Raw genomic sequence first — 15,146 nt, forward strand, 5'->3', positions numbered from 1 at the left:
TTCTGGGGACTGGCAACGTATTGTGTTCAGTACTTGAAGTGCGCCAATTTGAAAATGAAACGGATAGTTTCTGAAGGTGACTGTAGCAGCCTTATGTTAACTAATTGTGACAAGAAAATAATCTGGGATCCTAGATCAATCCGGGCTCTGATAAACAACCATCTTTCGGATGGATATCGTAATCAACAGCTGGCCAACAATTTCACAAAACTTTCACATTGAGCGGGTAGGGTGTTGAAAGTCAGCTAATTAAACGTCGAATAATGGATAAGCGAAAATCAGAGCGCGTTCAGTTTTTCAACACCAAAGACGAAAATGGCCTGCAACCGGTATGGATCTTTCGACGTACCAGCGCTGATGCCATGCTCGTGCTTTTGGTCGACATCAGCATCGCCGGTGTGCAGATAATTTCGAGCAGAGACACATTTCTCGAAGGCAATATCTACAGAATAATGGTCTTCAATAGCCGGTCCTCCGGCGAGGATCCGTTCCTGACGATGATCGTCAATCGCAAGTGGTCCAAGGAGGACGGGTCGCTTTATTTGCGGCATGGATTCGCATTCGATGATGAGTCAGACGTGTCTATTGATATTGTTAATTCGGTCATTGCCGCACGTGATGAGGGAAAGAAGTGGCTACGCTGCGAGTTGATCGATCTCCGTACCCAAGAAGGCAAGGTACAAACTGACTTGGATTGTCTTTGACTTCAGTTATCGGCTCGGTACGTTTTGAGCCTCTACAAGATTTTACGCGCCCAGCCCGGCTAGGAATCTCATTCCAATGAAAAGAATTCTGTATCAAGATGCTTCAGAAGCGTTCACAGAGTCTAAAATCAATAAGCTGTCGGCCTTCATTAAGCCGGTCAGGGACAGTGACAGTTGCATGACCGCGCTCGATCGCTTTTTCGAAGACAAGAATCTGTTTGCTGTTCCAGTAATTGATCAAGACAATAGACCGGTCGGCTTGATTGAGCGACATCATTTTGTTGAGTTCTTCGGAAAGCCTTTTACGCGCGAGATCCATAGCAAGAAAACAGTCGGCACGATGCTTGCACCGGTGGTCAACATGAATCCCATCGTCGTTGGCTTCTTGACCACGGTCGACGACGTAGCCCAGATCATTATCGATGCTGGCATGGAACACATGGTCAGCGGCGTGATTGTCTCAAACGACGGCGAGTACGCGGGTGTCGTGAACGGGCACGATCTTCTTAATGAGATTACCCAACGTCGCCAAGCCGAACTGTATGCCCTGGCGCACCACGATGCGCTTACTGGCTTGCCCAATCGGCGGCTTTTCCTCGACCGGGTCAACCAGGCTTGCCGGGATGTCAAGCGAACCGCTCTGCTGGTGGCCGTCATGTTCATCGATGTGGACCGGTTCAAGTTAATCAACGACAGCCTGGGTCACGCGGCAGGCGATCACTTGCTTAAGGCAGTTGCCGATCGACTCCAACAGTGCGCCAGAGATTGCGATACGGTAGCCAGGCTCGGGGGTGACGAGTTTGGGATCATCATGGAACGAATACCCAGTAGATTGGATTCTGAGACGATTGCCAGCAGGATCATCGAATCCATGAAGAATCCATTCGTTATTGCGGAACGCGAGTTTTTCGTGACAGTCAGCATAGGCATCGCGATATTTCCTCAAGACGATTTTGCAGTTTCAGGCTTGCTGAACAAAGCCGACGCAGCCATGTATGGGGTCAAGGCAAACGGACGCAATGGGTTCAAATACTTTGTTCCAGGTCTGGCCTCGGAGGCGCTGGATAGCTTGTCGATAGAAACAGAACTGAGAAATGGAATAGCCAGAGATGAACTTGTCCTGCATTATCAGCCTCTAGTCGATCTGAACACTGGACACGTCAATGGTGTGGAAGCGTTGGTCCGATGGCATCATCCAGAGCGCGGCTTGCTTTCTCCAGCACACTTCATTCCAATCGCCGAACAAAGCCACCTCATCGTTGACCTGGGATACTGGGTCCTTCGGGCTGCGTGCCAGCAGTTCACGGTATGGGTTGAAAGCGGATGTCCGCCATTGAAGATATCGGTGAATGTATCCACGCGTCAATTTCAGGAACTTGGCTTCTGTGCCGGGGTTAGGCGCGTCATCGAAGAAACTGGCATGAATACGGCCTTCCTTGAGATTGAACTCACGGAAAGTATCATGATGCACCACGGCAGGCATGCGTTAGAAACGTTAAACGAACTCAAGGCCATGGGTATATCACTGGCGCTGGACGACTTTGGCACCGGTTTTTCGAGTCTTAGCTATTTGCGTCAATATCCCATTGATCGGTTGAAAATAGACCAATCGTTTGTGCGCATGATTGAAAATTCCAGTTCAAGCGAATCGATTGTCAGGGCGATCTCTGCATTGGGGAAGAGCATGTCGATGGAAGTCGTGGCAGAGGGGGTTGAAACCGAGATAGAACTGGGGGTGGTCACGGATTGCAGATGTGACAAAGTTCAAGGGTATTTCTTTTCTAAACCCATTCCTGCCACGGAACTGATGCAATGGTTAAAAGAAAATCCCCGCTATTCTGAATTCCCGCTTATGCAGACTCTTGGCATAGACGCCCACATACATCCCGTCATTAGCAGCCTGGGCCTAAGCTAAAGCGCAGTCGCCGGGAAATGCCGACAGCTTCCTGATTGCCGCTTTGCGGAGCAATGGGTCAGCTGTCACTAGTGCCACGAGTGGTCACAGGCCAGAGCTCCAAAATTATCGCTTTCCCGGTCTGGGACTTTGTCCCCTCGCCGCGGTGCTGAGCGCAAATTGCGCGAGTTCTAGACGACGGTCTCGGCAACAATGCGGTAACAGGGGTTGTATTTCTTACTCGATATCTTCATACGCTTCTGGGCAACGAAAGATGACATCAGGGCATCCATCGGCCCCATGATTGTCGAGTCACCGTGGATCTCAAAGCTGCCGTGTTTTTCAATCTCACGGATGCCCTCGTCCTTGACATTGCCGGCAACAACACCCGAAAATGCGCGCCGCAGGTTGGCAGCAAGGGTGTGCTTCGGCTGATTTTTCTGCAACTTTAGCCTGCGCATGTTCTCGTGGCTGGGATGGAAGGGGCGCTGCAAATCGTGCTCGATCCTGAGCAGGGAGTTGAAGTAGTAGGCATCCCGCTGTTGTTTGCGGAAGTTGCGAACCAGCTTGATGCCGGCCTGGATTTCCCGCGCCACCTGCACCGGATCGTCGATGATGATCTGGTAGCGCCGTTGGGCTTCGGCGCCGAGGGTTGCACCGACGAACTGGTCGATCTGCCGAAAGTAGTCCTCTGCACTCTTAGGTCCAGTAAAGATGAGAGGAAAGGGCTGCTCGGCATTGCTCGGATGAAGCAGTACGCCGAGGACATAAAGGATTTCCTCCGCCGTGCCGACGCCGCCAGGAAAGACGATGAAGCCATGTCCGGCACGAACGAACGCTTCCAGGCGCTTCTCGACGTCGGGGAAAATCACCAGCTCATTGACGATTGGATTCGGCGACTCGGCGGCGATGATCCCCGGCTCGGTGAAGCCGATGTAGCGCCCGTTCCTGATGCGCTGCTTGGCATGGGCGATGGCGGCACCTTTCATCGGTCCCTTCATGGCTCCCGGGCCGCAGCCGGTGCAGATATCGAGGCCGCGCAGGCCCAGCTGGTAACCGATCAGCTTGCTGTAATCATATTCCTCGCGGCCGATAGAATGCCCGCCCCAGCAAACCACTATATTGGGATCGATCATCGGCTGCAGGACACAGGCATTGCGCAGAATGTGGAACACCGTATCGGTAACGCCGTCTGAAGTGTTGAGGGCAAATCGCGGGTTGCCGCGAATCTCTTCGCTGACATAGATGACATCGCGCAGGACGGCGAATAGGTGCTCCCGGATGCCCGTGATCATCTTGCCTTCCACGAAGGCGCTGGCTGGCGCCCCCTTGATGTCGAGCTTGATGCCGCGCTGGCGCTGGATGATGCGGATATCGAAGGCGCGATAGCGCTCCAGCAGTTCTTTGGCATCATCGAGTTCATTGCCGCAATTGAGCACTGCCAGCGAGCAATTGCGATAAAGCTCGTGCAAGCTTCCATGGCCCTCGTCGAGCAACTTGGCCGCTTCCGTTCTGGATAGTACCTCTAGCCGGCCGGTGGGTGAAACTTGCGTGTCGACTACTTCGTATTCCATGGCTGAGATTTTACCTGTATTGAGAATAAGTTGCCCTCTGGTGCTGCGACTTGAATGCGGTTTTTTATTCTGTTCACCATTCGCTGTAAGGCGTGCCATTTCGAGCGTTGCCAAGTGCGCCGCTTTTAACGTCGTAGACACCGCCTTTGGTGGAGTTGTCTGGCGCAATGGTTAGCCAGCTGGCGGTGCTGCCGGCTACGGGATCTTCGGGAATGGAGCGGATATATTTTTTGGTGACCAGATCGTCCAGCGTTGCCGGGTATTTTCCTGTGTCACCATAGTATTTGTCGAGTGCGTCGCGCATCGTATTAAGATTTTGCCGGAGCACGACTTCCTTGGACTTTTCGATGCTATGGAAGTAGCGGGGCGTTGCGATGGACAGCAGGGTGGCGATAATCGCCATGACTACCAGCAATTCGATGAGCGTGAATCCGCCGCGGTCCCGGGAGAAATGGATTTTACCAGTCTTTGTAGGGAATGCCATTGAGTCCTCTTTCTGTGCTCAAGGAATAGATGTCGAACACGTCGTTGCCCTCCTGGGGATTTTCTGCACTGCTGGCATAGCTGCGCTTGCCCCAGGTTTCCGCTGCGGGGATGCTGGGGTCGGTAGACATCGGATCGCGTGGTATGCGGCGCAGGAAGAAAATTTTTGCCTTGGTCGGACTTTTTATATCCTCCACGCCACTCGCTAATAACTCTAACGTTTTGGGGTAACCGGAAGCACCGACGGTGGACTCAGCGATACCGGCTTTCTTGTATGCGTCTATCGCATTACGAATTTGTATCAGCGCCACTCTGAGCTCCTGCTCCTTGTTGCGTTGCACGGTCACTTCGATCATGGGCATGATGCCGGAAGCGAGCACAGCGACGATGGCGACGGTGACCACCAGTTCGATCAGCGTAAAGCCGGATGCCGATGCTCTGGACTGAACTCTGCGGTTGTGGCGAGCCATCTCAATCTTCCCTGAACTTTCCCTCCGCTGCTGGCCCGGGCATTAGTTCCGCTGCCGGGCTGGCGGTTTCACTCGGCGGAATGGCTGTGCTGGAAGGCTGGGGTTCAAGCGCCGGTGGTGCGGATATACCCTGCGGCACTGGGGCGGTCTCGCTACGCTGAATCAACTGCGGCTGAGCAGCAGGCAGCTGCGCCGGTGATACGGAAAAGGCATCCACCGGTTTGATGGCCAGGAGTGGCGCACCGACAAAGGTTTCGGTGCCGGAGGCGAACTCCATGGCCGCGGCATCGGGCTGGATCAGATTTTTGACGATGCGTGGCGTGATCAGCAGGACGATCTCCGTTTTGCTGCCACTGTTCAGACGGCTCGAGAACAGGTGGCCAAGAACAGGGATGTCGCCGAGTCCGGGGATCTTGTTTGCGCTGGCCCGGTCTTCGTCATTGATGAGCCCTGCTAGCGCCTGAGTTTCGCCGTCCTTAAGGCGCAACGTGGTGGAGGCATTGCGGGTGCCGAGCTGGTAGGTCAGCGTCCCGGTGCTGCTCTTGATTTGCTGCACGATGTTGCTGACTTCGAGGTTGACCTTCATCGCCACGTCGTTGTCGAGGTAAATCCTGGGCTCGACCTCGAGCTTGAGGCCGACGTCCAGATAAGTGACGGATTCCGCCACGCCCACGTTGGCGGTGGCGGTGGTGGTGATGACCGGAACCCGGTCGCCGATGTGGATTTTTGCTTTTTCGCGATTGCGCACGCGGATTCTCGGGTTGGCGAGCAGGTTGGTGTCGCTATCCTCGCCGCGCAGGTTCAGGACGGGATTCGGGATGCCGATCTGGCTGCCGTTCAGGTGGCGCAGGTTGTCGACGGTAAGCTGACCCCCGTTAAGCGTGGAATTCGTGATGTTGCCGAAGGCTGTTGCCGTGGTGGAGGTTAGTGGCGGCGCCACGACGGTGAATTTGTTGGGCCATTGCATCCCCAGTTCGGTCAGCTTGGAGCGTTTCACTTCCAGTACTTCCACTTCGAGGACGACCTCGGGTTCGGCCCGGTCGTGCAGTGCAACCAGTTTCTCGGCCAGACGGATGACATTGGGCGTGTCCCGCATCACCAGCAGGTTGAGATTTTCGTCGATGGATATGTCGCGCGTTTTCAGCACCGTCTTGATTTCGCTCATCACCTGTTTCGGGTCCGCGTTCGTCAGGTAGAAGCTCTTAACGACGAGCTCCTGGTAATCTTTGACCTTGGCGGGCGTGTGCGGGTAAATCAGTATGGTGTTGTCGTTGAGCACGCTTTTCTGCAGCTGGTTGGTGACGAGCAGCATATTGATGACATCTTCGACAGAGGAGTTGCGGACCATAATGGTGGCCTTCAGATCAGGCTTCACGTCCTTGTCGAAAACAAAGTTGATGGCCGCAGTGCGGGAAATAACTTCGAAAATGGTTTTCAGATTGACATCCCGGAACTCGATGGTGATCGGTTTTTTGAAACTGGAACTCAGCCCCGAGGAGGGGTTGCTGTTCTGCCAGGTTTTCTCGTCAATTTTCCGCTTGATTTCCCGTGCACCAGGGTTGGCAGGGTCTTCTCCGAGTATGCCGCTCGCCAGTTTTTCGGCGCCGGCCATGTCGCCCGCCTTAAACAGGTTTTCCGCTTTGGTCAGCATGGCGGCGCGACGGCGGCCGCCTTCGATGGCCTGCAAGCCGTTGGTGGCGCGGGTGTTGCCATCCTCGAATTTAAGCGCCTGAAGATACCATGACTCCGCCTCGACAAAATGACCGGAGTTCCGCGCATTGTCTCCCTGGGTCAGCAGTTTCTGGATGTGAAGCTGGCGCTGCCGGTAGAGTTGGGTGCGGAATTCGACGCTGTTCGGCTCTTCTTTGACGGCGGTTTCCAGTTGCGCCAGCCCTTCCTCGGTTCGGCCTTCCGCCAGCAGCGATTTGCCTTCGCGAAAGGCGCGTTCCCCGGCGCATCCCGTAAGGGAGAAAATCATAAGCAGCAGCGCCAGGCGCCAGATCCAGGTCCGGTGTTTCAATTAAATGCTCCAATCGGGAATGTTTGTTTCATATTCAGCGGCAGATAAGTCAGTGTCATCACGGGGGGGAGGATGCTCTCCACGCGGTAGGTTCCTTCGATTACGTCGCCTTCCCTGACAACCAGGTTGCGCTCCTGCCTGCTCATGAAGACCGTCGGTTTGCCGTCCTCGATCATTTTTCCCAAATAGACGAAGGGAATCGGCGGCGGGGCCGGCGGCGGAGGGGGCACCGGTTTGGGCGGTGGCGGGGGAACATGCCAGGACTTGCCCGGGAAAATGTCGGTCGCTTCTTCCGGCGAGTTGGTCCGCTTCAACGTGTCCAGCTGTAATTCGGGTGCATCGATGGAGGTTCGTTTTTCGCGACCTCTTTCCTGAGCCGATTTTTTTACCGGCACGGTTTGTTCGGCTTCCACGCTCTCATCTGGCGCCCAGAACGCGGATGCCACGCTGACGGCAAGCAGGCCAAGCAGCAGTGACCAGCGCTTTTTTTGCGACCAGTTCATGCCGGACCGCCCAGGTAAAGCGTCATCTTGATCACTGCGTTGACCAACGTCAGATCAATCGTCTCGCGCTTGAAGTTGACATCGTCCAGCGACAAGGCGGGAACCTCAGTCAATATTTCGGACAGGAAATGGCGGATCTGTACGTGGCTTCCTTTGATCGGCAGGGTGATCTGGAAGCGCTGGATATTGCCGGTTTCTGCGCCTGCCAGCCGGTAGGCGCCGGTTTCGAGAACGATGTGCTGGCGTTCTGCCGCCGCATAGATTTTCGCCAGACATTCGTCGCTACGGTTCAACGAGGGGAGCTGCCCATAAAATGCCTTGAGCTGCATTTCCCCCGTAGGCGCAGGCTTGCCTTCTCCTCGTTGGTTTTTTACGATATCCCGACGCAGCTGCAACTGCGCTACTTTGAGCGATGCGAGCTGTTCCTGCATCGGCAACACTGTAGTGGCGTAAAAAATCGGGCTGCCCAGCAAAATGGCGAGACCGAGTATGCCGGCCCATCCTGCACGGCGCAGGAAATGCTTTGCAGCAATAGCGGCGGTGCTCATCGTGCTGTTGCCCACTTGGCTGACAGGCTGAAGCGGACTGGCTTGTCGGGGTCCTGAGTTTTTATTTCATGGCTGCTGAGCGCAATTTGCGCGAATGTTTCCTGGCCCCGCAGTTGGGCAAGGTAATCCAGCATGGTTTCCAGGCTTTTCGCTTCTCCGCTGATGTGGATCAGCTGCTTGCGGGCGTCCGGCTGAATGCCAAGCAGCGCGACCTGGTTGTTTGAGGTAGATTCCAGAGCCATAAAAAGCTTGTCCCATGGCAGATTGAGCTGTCGGATGATGTCATTGGCGTGCTTTATTTCCGCGGCGAGCTGGGTCGCGTCCATGGTGCTTTTCTGTTCTGTCCGGGGCGCGGATTCCTGGCGCAGTTCCGCCGTTTCTTGCTTGACCTGGAGCAGTGCCTGGTCCGCTTCGGCGAAGGCCAGGGTCACGGCTACCCCGGCACAAGCTCCGCCCAGCAGCAGCAAGGCGCCCATGCTTCGGCGCAGGAACGGATCGCGTTTGAAGTCCAGTGTTAGTATCGGTGCTGCCATGCTCAAGTGCTCGCGGCCATGGCGAATGGGGCATCGGTGCGCAAATCGAGGCTGGATCCCGAAGAAAATCCAACCAGTTTGAATTTTTTGTGAGTGATGGAGGCCAGGCTGGCAGGTGTAACGCCGGGTGCGTACAGGACTGTCGTGTCCGTTTGCCCGTCCAATCCGGCCAGTTGCTGCTCGCGTTCGATCACGGTCACTAGCGCGGAGAGAGGGTTGTCCGTAGCGAGCGAGCGGCAGTGGATGCTTCGCCATGCGCCGTTCTCCAGGCGCATGATGCAGACGCGCTCCGGTTCAGTCACGGCGAACCAGATACTCCCTTGCGCCAGTTCTGGACGGACACGGTTGTAGGCGGCCATCAGATAGGGCTGTAGCGAGCGAAGCCGGACGCCATGCTTGCTGCAGCAGGCCGTGATCGACCCCAGCAGCTTGACGTGCATGCCGCACGCCAGGTTTTCCGTGCCGGCATTTCCTTCGGCAATGCGTATTTCCCATTCACTGCTGTCACCGTATACCGCGGCCAGCTTGTGGCGTGCGAACGACCGCTGCTCTTCTTCGCCGGCGATGTGCTCGTTCCAGGGCAGCAACTGAAAGCGGGCGAAGCTGTTGGAAACCACCACGCTGGCGTCGGCCCGCTGCCACTCCGGCTTGATGAGCAGGCCGTCCAGTGCCGTCAGCGCGCCGCTCCAGGGCGCATCGCCGGCGCCGGCCGGGCATGCCGCCACGGTTTTTGCCGTGAGTCGCGGTTTCATGCCTTTGCAGAAGCGCATCAGCGCGACATGCGAGGGGCTCAGGCTGATGCGTATCTGATCACGCCACGAAGGTGACACGGTTTATCTCCTGCAAGGTGGTTGCTCCTGTCGCCACCAGATCCAGCGCCGCATCCCGCAGGAACCGCGTGCCGTTGCGGCGTGCGGCTTCCTTGAGATGGCGGATGGGCTCGCGGGCAACGATCATTTCGCGGATTTCGTCATTCAGATTGAGCAATTCTCCGATCGCCCTGCGCCCCTTGTATCCCGTGCCGCGACATTGACCGCAACCCTTGCCAGCCTTGAAGCGGTAAGCGGTCAGATCCGCATCGGCAAGTCCTGAAAGCGCCAGCAATTCCTCGTCCGGTTGCACTGGCTCGGCGCAGTGGGGACAACTCATCCTGACCAGACGCTGCGCCAGAATGCCGTTCATGGCGGCGACAAAGTTGTAAGGGTCCACTTCCATGTGGAGGAAACGGCCGATCACGTCGAATACGTTGTTGGCGTGAACGGTGGTAAAGACCAGGTGCCCGGTCAGGGCAGCCTGCACGGCGATCTGGGCAGTTTCCGAGTCGCGGATTTCTCCGACCATGATTTTGTCCGGGTCATGCCGCAGGATGGAGCGCAGGCCGCGCGCAAACGTGAGGCCTTTCTTTTCATTAACCGGAATCTGGAGCACCCCGGGAAGCTGGTATTCGACCGGATCCTCAATGGTGATGATTTTGTCGAGACCATGGTTGATTTCGGAAATGGCGGCATAGATCGTGGTGGTTTTTCCGCTGCCCGTCGGGCCTGTCACCAGGACCATGCCGTAAGGTTCGTTGCACAGGCGCCGCAGGCGCGTCAGCGAATCGGCATCGAAGCCGATATAGTCGAGACGCAAGCCGCGCATATGGTCGGACAGCGCTTCCTTGTCGAGGATCCGCAGCACCGCATCCTCGCCGAAAATACTGGGCATGATGGAAACCCGGCAGTCGACGTCCCGTCCCTGGGCGGAAACCTTGAAACGCCCATCCTGCGGCGTCCGCCGTTCCGAGATATCCAGTTCCGACATGACCTTGATGCGGGAAATTACCTGTTCGGCGAGATCGCTTCCGGAGATCTCGCCCACCGTCGTCAGCACCCCGTCGATGCGGTACCGGATGGCCAGCCCGGTTGGGGTCTTTTCCAGATGGATATCGCTGGTGCCCATTTTCAGCGCGTCGTATAGCGTCGAGCGCACCAGTTTGACGACCGGGCTGGTATCTTCGCTGATTGCCTTGAGAGATAGATCTTCGATGCCGATACGGCTGCCGATTTCCTTGTTCTCTTCGCCCAGCACGCCATCCATCGCCCGCAGCGATTCTTCCTGCTGGGCCAGGCATGCGGCAAGATCGGCATAGTGGGCAAGATATCCGGCAAAAGGTACACGGATGGTTTCTTCAATCCAGTCCTGTACGGTCTGGTTGTAAGGGTCGCCGATCGCAAGCAGCAACTTTCCTTCCGGGTCGCGAAAGGCGATGCAATCTTTTTGCTGCGCCAGCGTGAAGGGCAGGATGTCAAACGCCGGAACGAGGCGATTCAGGTCTTCCATGGATAGCACGGGATAGTTCAGCGTATGGGCCAACGCCATAACGAATTCCGGCGGGGTCAGCCCGGTTTTTTCTTCCAGGATTTGTACCATGCGCAGGTTAGTCCGGGCCGCATCGATCCTCGCTTCGCGCAGAAGCGTAGGGGTGATTTTCAAGTTGATTTGCCCTCTCTCCAACTCTCTCCCACAGGTGGGAGAGAGGGCAATGGTTTCCCTCTCCCACTTGTGGGAGAGGGGTAGGGGAGAGGGTTCGCTCACTGGATGTTCCCCGCAAGTTCAAAAATCGGCATGTAAAGAAGGATCACGATCAGGCCGATGATCAGGCCGATGACGATCATCAGCAGCGGCTCGAACAGGCGCGTGAACCATTCCACCCAGCGCGCCATCTCGTTGTCGTAGAAGGCGGCGATGTTATCCATCATTTCGCCCATCTTGCCGGTGCGTTCGCCGACGAGCAGCATCCGTTGCGCCACCGGCGTCGTCAGTTCGTTGGCTTCCATGGCGTGGGAAATCGGACGGCCCTCGCTGATGCTCAACGCAGCTCCGCCAAGAGGGGCCTGAAGGACGGGAGGCAGCAGGCCGGCGGCCATTTCCATGGCGGTCACGATCGGGATGCCGGCACGCAGGAGCATGCCGAGCGTCCGGTAAAAGCGTGCCAGCTGATAAATTTTCATGCGTTCTCCCAGTTGCGGAATCAGCCACAATATCGAAACGATCCATTTCCGCGTTGCCGGCCGGCGCAGCCAGTAAACGCCCGCGCCGACGATTCCGGCGACGGTGATGGCGAGAAACAGACCGTTCTTTTCGAGCAGGTTTCCCCATTGAATCAGCAGCCTCGACAGGAAAGGCAGGTCTGTCCCAACGTCCTGGTAAATCTTGCTGAACTTGGGCACTACATAGATCAACAGGAACAGAGTAACCAGTAGTCCCACCGAGATCAGCAGGACCGGGTAAATTGAGGCGCTGATGAGTTTCTTGCGCACCAGGTCCAGCTGGGACTGGTATTCGATGTAGCGCGACAAGGCTTCCGGCAACCCGCTCGACCGTTCGCTGGCTCTTACCGTGGCCACATAGAGCGCGGGAAACGCTGCCGGAAATCGCTCCAGAGCGGCGGACAGGTTGCGGCCCTCGTAGAGTCCGGCAATGACCTGGTCGAGAACTTTGCGGGCGTCGGGACGGGTTTCCTTGACTGCCAGTGTTTGTATCGCCTCCATCAGGCTGAGGCCGGCATTGAGCAGGGCCAGGAGTTCCTGGCTGAAGAGCAGCAGCGGAAATTTGGCTTGCCTGCTTCCCAGCGAGAGGTGCCAGCCCCCGAGCGATCGGACGGAGAGCACCTCATAACCCTGCTCACGGGCCTGGGTGCGCGCATCCTGCGAGTCCGTCGCATCCAGTGCCAGTTTGGCGACGACGTCTCCATCCCTCAAGGCTTTAACTTCGTAGCGCATTATCGGCTACCAGTTGGTGATATCTGCTGCTTCTCCCGTCCCTCCGGGCTGTCCGTCGTGGCCGTACGACAGCAGGTCATAATCGCCATGTTCACCGGGGTACTTGTAGAGGTAGGACTTGCCCCACGGGTCTGGCGGTACGGTGTTTTTTTGCAGGTAGGGGCCATCCCATTTTGTTTCGCCGGTTGGCTGCCCGACCAGTGCTATCAGACCTTGCGAAGTGGATGGGTAGTGGCCGGTGTCTAGCCGGTACTGATCCAGAGCTTTGCCGAGCGCATTGATCTGCGCCTTGGCTGTTTTTATCTCGGATTTGCCAATTTGGGCGAAGTACTTGGGCCCCACGTAACCGGCTAGCAATCCGATAATGACCATGACCACGAGGAGTTCCAGCAAGGTAAACCCACGGCTGCAGATGCGTCGTATGGGCGATTTATTTCGGATAATAAATTTGTTTTTCAAAGTATTAAGCTGAATTTACAGCCTGTCGACTGTGTGCAGGAATGACGACAATATAGCTGTGCCATGTGACAGTTTTATTACATTGCGGATTCGCTTTGAAGTGCGCCACCATTCACAGTGGCGAGGTTGGTAATTCTGGTAATCTTGATGCGGCGTCTCGCCATGTTTTCGTCGGTAGCCGGAAAACATGACCGAGCTCAGCTCCCTTGCCCATCACTGAGCAGCGTAGGGAAGCCCGAAGGGGAGGTGGATGTGGGAGGTTTTCTTATGGCCGTACAAATAAAGTAACCAGCCCGCCGGGCGGCCCCCGGCAATCAATTGCGCGAAGCGCACAACCCCTAACTAATAAGACTTCATCGAGCTCCGCTTGCCCGGTTTTTTCTTCTGCGTGATTACGCCCTTGACTACTTCCAGCCCCGCCACTTCATCGGTGGGGTACAGGTCGTTGAGCGGCTTCAGGTACCAGCGGTCGCTGTGTTGCACCAGCTGGCGGAAGATGTATTCATCCTTGTGCCAGGCAACAACGTAGGAGCCGTCGTGCGCCAGGCCTTCCGGTTCGATGATGATGATTTCGCCCTCCTCGAATTCGGGCAGCATGCTGTCGCCCAGCACCATCAGCGCGTAGGGTTCGGCGCTCGAGCAGGCGCTGGTTTCATCGGCAATTTCCGGCCCTTCGTTGTGGGGGATGATGGGGATGATTTTTTTCTGTGGCAGGGGTGTTTGCATTTTAGAGAGTCTCGATAAATTTACGGCCGCGCTGGATTGCGGACCTGACTTGTTTCGGAGCGGTGCCGCCGATGTGGTTGCGGCTGTTCAGCGAGCCTTCCAGGGTGAGTACGGCGAATACGTCGTCGGCGATCAAGGGTGAGAATTCGAGCAGTTCAGTCAGGGAAAGTTCGCTCAAGTCGCAGCGCTTGCCTTCTGCGTGGCGCACGGCGAGGGCGACGACTTCGTGGGCATCGCGGAAAGGCAGCCCTTTTTTCACCAGGTAGTCGGCCAGGTCGGTGGCGGTGGCGTAGCCCTGGAATGCCGCCTGGCGCATGGCTTCCTTGTCCACCGTGATGCCGCCCATCATGTCGGCGTAGATGCGCAGGGTGGCGGTGAGGGTGTCGACGGTGTCGAACAGCGGTTCCTTGTCTTCCTGGTTGTCCTTGTTGTAGGCCAGCGGCTGGGATTTCATCAGGGTCAGCAGCGCCATCAGGTGGCCGGTGACGCGGGCGGTTTTGCCGCGCACCAGTTCGGGCACGTCCGGGTTCTTCTTCTGCGGCATGATCGAGGAGCCGGTGCAGAAGCGGTCGGCGATGTCGATGAAGCCGACGCGTGGGTTCATCCACAGGATCAGCTCTTCCGACAGGCGCGACAGATGGGTCATGATCAGCGCGGCGGCAGCCGTGAATTCGATGGCGAAGTCGCGATCGGAAACGGCATCGAGCGAGTTTTCGCAGACACCGTCGAAGCCCAGTTCCAGCGCCACTTTTTCCCGGTCGATCGGGTAGCTGGTGCCAGCCAGTGCAGCCGCGCCGAGCGGCAGACGGTTGACGCGCCGGCGACAGTCGCGCATTCTCTCCGCATCGCGCTTGAGCATTTCGAAGTAAGCCATGAGATGATGGCCGAAAGTGACGGGCTGGGCGACTTGTAAATGAGTAAAGCCAGGCATGACGGTATCGGCATGCTGTTCCGCCAGATCGAGCAGGGCCATTTGCAGCCCCTTGATCAAGGTCAGCAGTTCGTCGATGGAGGCGCGCAGCCACAGGCGCACGTCGGTGGCGACCTGGTCGTTGCGCGAGCGGGCGGTGTGCAGCCGCTTGCCGGCTTCGCCTACCAGGGCGGTGAGGCGTTTTTCGATATTCAGGTGGACGTCTTCCAGGTCGAGCAGCCATTCGAATTGGCCGGCGCGGATTTCATCCAGGATCTGCGCGAGGCCCTTGCGGATTGCCTCCAGGTCGTCCGCGGCGATGATGCCGCAGGATTCGAGCATGGAGGCGTGGGCGAGCGAGCCCTGGATGTCGAATTCCGCCAGGCGCTGGTCGAATTCCACCGAAGCGGTATAGCGCTTGACCAGTTCCGCTACCGGCTCGCTGAATCTGCCCGACCAGGCCTTGCCCGTCGCCGAGGGTTTTTGTTGCATATCGTTGCCGCCTTGACCAATATTCGAATATGACAAGTATAAAGCAAAATCCTGCTGCTCCCACAG

The 15,146-nt window shown here is 56.8% G+C and carries 15 protein-coding genes; 2 read left to right on the forward strand and 13 right to left on the reverse strand.

Annotated features, from left to right (window positions below; all coding sequences use genetic code 11):
• The first annotated feature begins 263 nt into the window (after positions 1 to 263).
• Positions 264 to 704, forward strand: a complete 441-nt coding sequence (locus SCT_RS09315; protein ID WP_059422053.1) for a PilZ domain-containing protein — start codon at positions 264 to 266, stop codon at positions 702 to 704.
• A 76-nt stretch (positions 705 to 780) separates the two neighbouring features.
• Entirely contained in the window at positions 781 to 2,619 is a 1,839-nt protein-coding gene (locus tag SCT_RS09320; RefSeq protein ID WP_059422054.1) for an EAL domain-containing protein, read from the forward strand.
• 170 nt (positions 2,620 to 2,789) lie between these two features.
• Here SCT_RS09320 and ppnN read toward each other — a convergent pair whose 3' ends face one another.
• From ppnN to argH, 13 genes are all read right to left on the reverse strand, one after another.
• Entirely contained in the window at positions 2,790 to 4,172 is a 1,383-nt protein-coding gene (ppnN, locus tag SCT_RS09325) for a nucleotide 5'-monophosphate nucleosidase PpnN (RefSeq protein ID WP_059422056.1), read from the reverse strand.
• A 73-nt stretch (positions 4,173 to 4,245) separates the two neighbouring features.
• Positions 4,246 to 4,656 carry a type II secretion system protein gene (locus SCT_RS09330; protein ID WP_059422058.1) on the reverse strand — a complete coding sequence of 137 codons (411 nt, stop codon included), beginning with the start codon at positions 4,654 to 4,656 and terminating at the stop codon, positions 4,246 to 4,248.
• Entirely contained in the window at positions 4,631 to 5,125 is a 495-nt protein-coding gene (locus SCT_RS09335) for a type II secretion system protein (RefSeq protein WP_059422060.1), read from the reverse strand. The genes SCT_RS09330 and SCT_RS09335 overlap by 26 nt, the downstream gene beginning before the upstream one ends.
• Position 5,126: 1 nt before the next feature.
• Positions 5,127 to 7,145: a secretin N-terminal domain-containing protein gene (locus SCT_RS09340; protein WP_059422062.1), complete on the reverse strand. Its 2,019-nt coding sequence runs from the start codon at positions 7,143 to 7,145 to the stop codon at positions 5,127 to 5,129.
• Positions 7,142 to 7,648, reverse strand: a complete 507-nt coding sequence (locus tag SCT_RS09345; RefSeq protein ID WP_059422064.1) for a hypothetical protein — start codon at positions 7,646 to 7,648, stop codon at positions 7,142 to 7,144. The genes SCT_RS09340 and SCT_RS09345 overlap by 4 nt, the downstream gene beginning before the upstream one ends.
• Positions 7,645 to 8,196: a hypothetical protein gene (locus SCT_RS09350; protein WP_059422067.1), complete on the reverse strand. Its 552-nt coding sequence runs from the start codon at positions 8,194 to 8,196 to the stop codon at positions 7,645 to 7,647. Before SCT_RS09350 ends, SCT_RS09345 begins: the two co-directional genes overlap by 4 nt.
• Complete coding sequence (locus tag SCT_RS09355; RefSeq protein ID WP_059422069.1) at positions 8,193 to 8,729, reverse strand: PilN domain-containing protein; 537 nt, start codon at positions 8,727 to 8,729, stop codon at positions 8,193 to 8,195. Before SCT_RS09355 ends, SCT_RS09350 begins: the two co-directional genes overlap by 4 nt.
• A 2-nt stretch (positions 8,730 to 8,731) precedes the next feature.
• A complete protein-coding gene (locus SCT_RS17320; protein ID WP_059422071.1) occupies positions 8,732 to 9,559 on the reverse strand; it encodes a hypothetical protein in 828 nt (275 codons plus the stop codon).
• Positions 9,540 to 11,204 carry a GspE/PulE family protein gene (locus SCT_RS09365; RefSeq protein ID WP_371257736.1) on the reverse strand — a complete coding sequence of 555 codons (1,665 nt, stop codon included), beginning with the start codon at positions 11,202 to 11,204 and terminating at the stop codon, positions 9,540 to 9,542. The genes SCT_RS17320 and SCT_RS09365 overlap by 20 nt, the downstream gene beginning before the upstream one ends.
• A gap of 98 nt (positions 11,205 to 11,302) precedes the next feature.
• On the reverse strand, positions 11,303 to 12,493 hold the full coding sequence (locus SCT_RS09370) for a type II secretion system F family protein (RefSeq protein WP_059422075.1): 1,191 nt from the start codon (positions 12,491 to 12,493) through the stop codon (positions 11,303 to 11,305).
• A gap of 6 nt (positions 12,494 to 12,499) precedes the next feature.
• On the reverse strand, positions 12,500 to 12,937 hold the full coding sequence (gene gspG, locus SCT_RS09375) for a type II secretion system major pseudopilin GspG (protein ID WP_371257738.1): 438 nt from the start codon (positions 12,935 to 12,937) through the stop codon (positions 12,500 to 12,502).
• A gap of 357 nt (positions 12,938 to 13,294) precedes the next feature.
• Positions 13,295 to 13,678, reverse strand: coding sequence for a LexA family transcriptional regulator (locus SCT_RS09380; protein WP_059422079.1), 384 nt, complete (start codon positions 13,676 to 13,678; stop codon positions 13,295 to 13,297).
• Between the two features lies 1 nt (position 13,679).
• Positions 13,680 to 15,080: an argininosuccinate lyase gene (argH, locus tag SCT_RS09385; protein ID WP_059422081.1), complete on the reverse strand. Its 1,401-nt coding sequence runs from the start codon at positions 15,078 to 15,080 to the stop codon at positions 13,680 to 13,682.
• Positions 15,081 to 15,146: the final 66 nt, after the last annotated feature.

This window comes from Sulfuricella sp. T08 (assembly GCF_000971475.1).
In the GTDB taxonomy this organism is placed as follows: Bacteria; Pseudomonadota; Gammaproteobacteria; order Burkholderiales; family Sulfuricellaceae; genus Sulfuricella.